6 protein-coding genes are annotated in these 4,242 nt (G+C 60.7%); all 6 read right to left on the minus strand.

Going from position 1 to position 4,242, the window contains the following annotated elements:
* Window positions 1-51 precede the first annotated feature (51 nt).
* Window positions 52-1,623, minus strand: a complete 1,572-nt coding sequence (locus ACE3S9_RS15715; protein ID WP_374547422.1) for a GMC family oxidoreductase — start codon at window positions 1,621-1,623, stop codon at window positions 52-54.
* 24 nt (window positions 1,624-1,647) lie between these two features.
* Window positions 1,648-2,208 carry a gluconate 2-dehydrogenase subunit 3 family protein gene (locus tag ACE3S9_RS15720; protein WP_374547423.1) on the minus strand — a complete coding sequence of 187 codons (561 nt, stop codon included), beginning with the start codon at window positions 2,206-2,208 and terminating at the stop codon, window positions 1,648-1,650.
* Between the two features lie 78 nt (window positions 2,209-2,286).
* Window positions 2,287-2,682: a VOC family protein gene (locus ACE3S9_RS15725; protein ID WP_374547424.1), complete on the minus strand. Its 396-nt coding sequence runs from the start codon at window positions 2,680-2,682 to the stop codon at window positions 2,287-2,289.
* Between the two features lie 121 nt (window positions 2,683-2,803).
* On the minus strand, window positions 2,804-3,097 hold the full coding sequence (locus ACE3S9_RS15730; RefSeq protein WP_374547425.1) for a ribbon-helix-helix domain-containing protein: 294 nt from the start codon (window positions 3,095-3,097) through the stop codon (window positions 2,804-2,806).
* Window positions 3,098-3,158: 61 nt separating this feature from the next.
* Window positions 3,159-3,341: a hypothetical protein gene (locus tag ACE3S9_RS15735; protein ID WP_374547426.1), complete on the minus strand. Its 183-nt coding sequence runs from the start codon at window positions 3,339-3,341 to the stop codon at window positions 3,159-3,161.
* A gap of 25 nt (window positions 3,342-3,366) precedes the next feature.
* On the minus strand, window positions 3,367-4,242 hold an 876-nt coding region (locus ACE3S9_RS15740), incomplete at its 5' end, for a WD40 repeat domain-containing protein (RefSeq protein ID WP_374547427.1).

Genomic DNA, 4,242 nt, shown 5'->3' on the forward strand with positions numbered 1-4,242 from the left:
TTCCGGATGCGCGCCAGCGCTTCCGGAACTCTTGACGGCGGAGCCGCTTTGTCAGATGGCGCGCGCGCTCATCTGCTGGGCGATATATTCGGCTTGGCGGATCGCCAGCGAGACGATCGTCAAAGTCGGATTTTCCGCCGCGCTGGTCGTGAACTGGCTGCCGTCCGACACGAAAAGATTTTTGATGTCGTGCGTCTGGCCCCATTTGTTGACGACGCCGTCGCGCGGATTCGCGCTCATGCGATTCGTCCCCAGATTATGCGTCGAGGGATAGGGCGGCGTCGGGAAGGTGCGAACCGCGCCGACCGATTCGTAGAGCTTCTTGCCCTGCTCATAGGCGTGGTTTCGCATCGACACATCATTGGGGTGATCGTCGAAGTTCACATTGGCGACGGGCAGGCCGAGCTTATCCTTGACTGTCGAACTGAGCGTGACGCGGTTTTTCTCCTGCGGGAGATCCTCGCCCACGATCCACATGCCAGCCATGTTCGGATAATCGTCCATCGCGCTGGTGAACGACCGGCCCCAGGCGCCCGGATCGAGGAACGCCGCCATGAAGGGAACGCCCAGCGACAAGGTCTCAAATTCGTAGCCGCCGACAAAGCCGCGCTTGGGATCGTTGCGCGCCTCGTCGCGGATGATGCCGGCCATGGTCGTGCCCCGGAACATATGGACGGGCTTTTCGAACACGCCATAGACCGAGCCGGTGACGTGGCGCATGTAATTGCGGCCGACCTGCCCTGAGGAATTGGCGAGGCCATTGGGATATTTCGACGAGGCGGACAACAGCAACAGCCTCGGGCTCTCGATGGAATTGCCCGCGACACAGACGACTCTCGCCTTCTGTTTCTGCTGGTTTCCATCCTTGTCGACATAGACGACGGCGTTCACCTTGCCCGCATCGTCATGTTCGATGCGCACGACGCGCGATTGCGGCCGCACCTCCATCTTGCCGGTCGCTTCGCCTTTCGGGATCTCGGTATAGAGCGTCGACCATTTCGCGCCCCATTTGCAGCCCTGGAAACAAAAGCCGGTCTGCTGGCAGGAATTGCGGTTGTCGCGTTCGACCGAATTGATCGCCATATGGCCGGTGTTGCATTCCTTGTAGCCGAGCTTGTCGGCGCCGGCCTTCAACACCTTGAAGTTGTTGTTGCCAGGCAGACCCGGAAGACCGTTGGTGCGCGTCACGCCCATCTTGTCCTCGGCGCGGGCGTAGTAGGGCTCCATCTCCTCAAGCGTGATCGGCCAGTCGAGCAGATTGGCGCCGTCGATCTTGCCGTAGGTCGACAGGGCCTTGAACTCATGCGGCTGGAAACGCAGCGAAGCGCCCGCCCAATGGGTGGTCGTGCCGCCGACCGTCTTGACGATCCAGGCGGGAAGATTGGGAAAATTCTTGGCGACGCGCCAGGTGCCGGATGTGGTCCGCGCATCGGACCACGAGAGCTGGGCGAAACTCGCCCATTCGTCATTGACGAAATCCTCGATGGTGAGGCGCGGGCCCGCTTCGAGAATGACGACATTCACGCCCTTCTGGGCCAACTCATTGCCGAGCGTTCCGCCGCCCGCGCCGGAGCCGATGATGACGACGACGTTGTCGTCCGTGAGATCGAATTTCGCAACCATGTTTCTCTCCCGAATTCTTATCGTTCACAGCCAATCGAGGTCGTCGAAGCCGCGGTGGATGTAGCCGCCCTTGGAATAGGACTCGCCCTCGTAGCCAAAGAGCGGCCAGATTTCCTTCTGGTTGTAGAGCGACACCACGAGCGTCGAGCGCACGGCCTCGAACATCGGCGTGCCGGCGATCTTGTGGAGCAGAACAATGCGGTCGGCTTCCCAGGGGAGCGCGACATAGCCGCCGGGACCGGCCATGGCGTTCAGCTCCGCGACGCCCTTTTCGAACATCTGCTTCTGCGCCGGATCGGCGACGGATTTCTCGTCGAAAGGCTTGGCGGCGATGGCGTAATTGCGGTCGGGAATGCGGTCGTGCGGATAGATATCGCGCGACATTTGAATCAGGGTCTTCATCGTTTCGGGCTGAAGGCCCTTGACCTCAAGCCCCCACGCTTCTTCGGCGTTAAGCAAGGCGCCGCCCATGGTGACGCTGATCGCCGCCGCCAGAGTGATCTCGGAAGACCGGCGAAGAAAAATGCGCCGGCTCAGCGACGATGGCGCGTGTGAATGGTCGTGATGGTGTTTGTGTTCCGTCATATCAAGTCCTCCCGGTGGGATTGCCGCGCGCCTGCCTGATTGGTTTTTTTTGCGGCGGCGTCTGATTGAAAAATGAGATCAGCGATACCGGCCGTGACGCTGCAGCATTTCGATCTGGTAGCCGTCGGGATCCTCCACGAAGAAGAAACGGGCCAACAGATTGCCGTCCGGTTTGAATTCCTTGACGTCGCGCGGCGCATATCCAAGCGCCTTGAAGCGCGCATGTTCGGCGTCCAGGTCGTCGACCGCAAAGGCGACGTGGCCATAGGCGGTCCCTAATTCGTAAGGCTCGGCTCGTCCCTTGTTGATCGTCAATTCGATTTCGAAATCCGCTTCGCCATTGCGCAGATAGACGAGCGTGAAAGTCGGGAAGTCCAATCGATCGGCGACCTCGAAACCGAACGCCTGCCGATAAAACGTTACCGACCGCGCTTCATCGACCACGCGGATCATCGAGTGTATTGCTTTTGCCATTGCATCGTTCCAACACCGGCGCCGCTCCGCGGCGCAACTTGATCGAATGTTCGAAACTAGCGCGAGGAGCCGGCGCCGGGTGGTATGCTGCTAATACCTTCCGACAAACCGGCGGCCTTTTTCATGCTGCGCGCTTGGCTTCGCGGCGATCAAGACGGCTGTCTTCCTGCGCGACGATACAGATGCAGCGAAGGTGCGACGTGAAGTTCGGAACTTCCCCTCGGAGAAGCAGAATCTCCTGGTGCAGGGAGGAAATGAATCGGGGAAGCTTGACGCCGAATTGTTCGGCGATGGCCTCAAGTCGTTGCCAGAAAATCTTCTCGAGACGGATGCTCGTGGATTGCCCGTTCAACCGAAGCGACCGCGTCTCGAAAGCGTAACTGTCCGGATCCTGGTTTGCGAAAAAATGGCACATCTTTTCTATCCCACGATGTTTTTGTTGCCGCGATAGTGACTGGAAACAGCACGGTCGCGCGTCATCCGGCGCTCTGCGACTCGAGCTTGCCTTCGGCGATCCAGCGCACCGCCAACAGAAGCGCGCCCATGGAGAAATCTTTCCCATGCGCGGCGACCATCTTCTCCGACAATTGCGCCAGCTCCTGAAAGAAGGCGTCCTTGCTCTCTTCTTCCGCCGACAGTTTGGTCAATTCATCTTGCATAGCAGGCGCTTCCTTGGGTTGGACGTTATTTGAACATGAGGGGCGGAAAGCCGATGACGGCCGCTTCGGTATGCGCGCCCGCGGCGAGGCTTTTTCCGTCGGACGACCAGACAAGCGACGTCACCGCGCTCTTGAAGGCGCCGACAATCAACTCGTCACGGGCGCCGGGCCGGGCGAGAATAACGTGCCCGTTTGCATAGCCCGCCGCGACCATATCGTTCCGAGGATTGACGGCGACACATTGCGTCGGGACGAGGCGTGGCCGGCCGGTCTCCAGCGCGCCTGAATGATCCCCGTCGAAAGGCGGTCGCGCCAGCGACCACGCGACGATCCTGAACGCTCCGGATGCGAACACGATATCAGACTGCCGCGACCAACCGATCGACTGCGCCGCCGATGGAAAGCCGGAAACGATTCCAAATCGTTCGCCCGCCATATCGATCAGCGCGAAACCCAACGTTTCGAGGGCGACGGCCGCCCAGGCGCCATTCGGACTCCAATGGATGCTCGTCGGCTTCGCCGGCAAGCTGTAGCTCGCGCGCAGCGCGCCGCTCCCCGCCGTATCGAAGATCACGACACGGTCGGGAAATGCGCAGGCGAGCAGAGCGCCATCGGGGGAGATCCGGAGCGCGCAGGCGCCGTCCGCATCGACGGAGCCTTGAACGTTATAGCCGCTCGCCAACGTGATCTTTTGCGGCGTCGCAAACGCCAGGCGGCCATCCTTCTGACGGCAGTCGATCGCGACGATGGGCGCCTCCGCTTTCAGGCCGGATGAAGAAATGCGCCCGTCCGCCGCCATACGGCGAATGTCGCCATTCGACTGCCCAATCAGATATTCCGAGTCGAAGCCCTCGGCGAGGATGGGAGAACCGTCCGCCGGGGCGTCGACAACAACGAGCGG

Origin of the sequence: Rhodoblastus sp. (genome assembly GCF_041915505.1) — a bacterium.
Taxonomy (GTDB): Bacteria; Pseudomonadota; Alphaproteobacteria; order Rhizobiales; family Beijerinckiaceae; genus Rhodoblastus.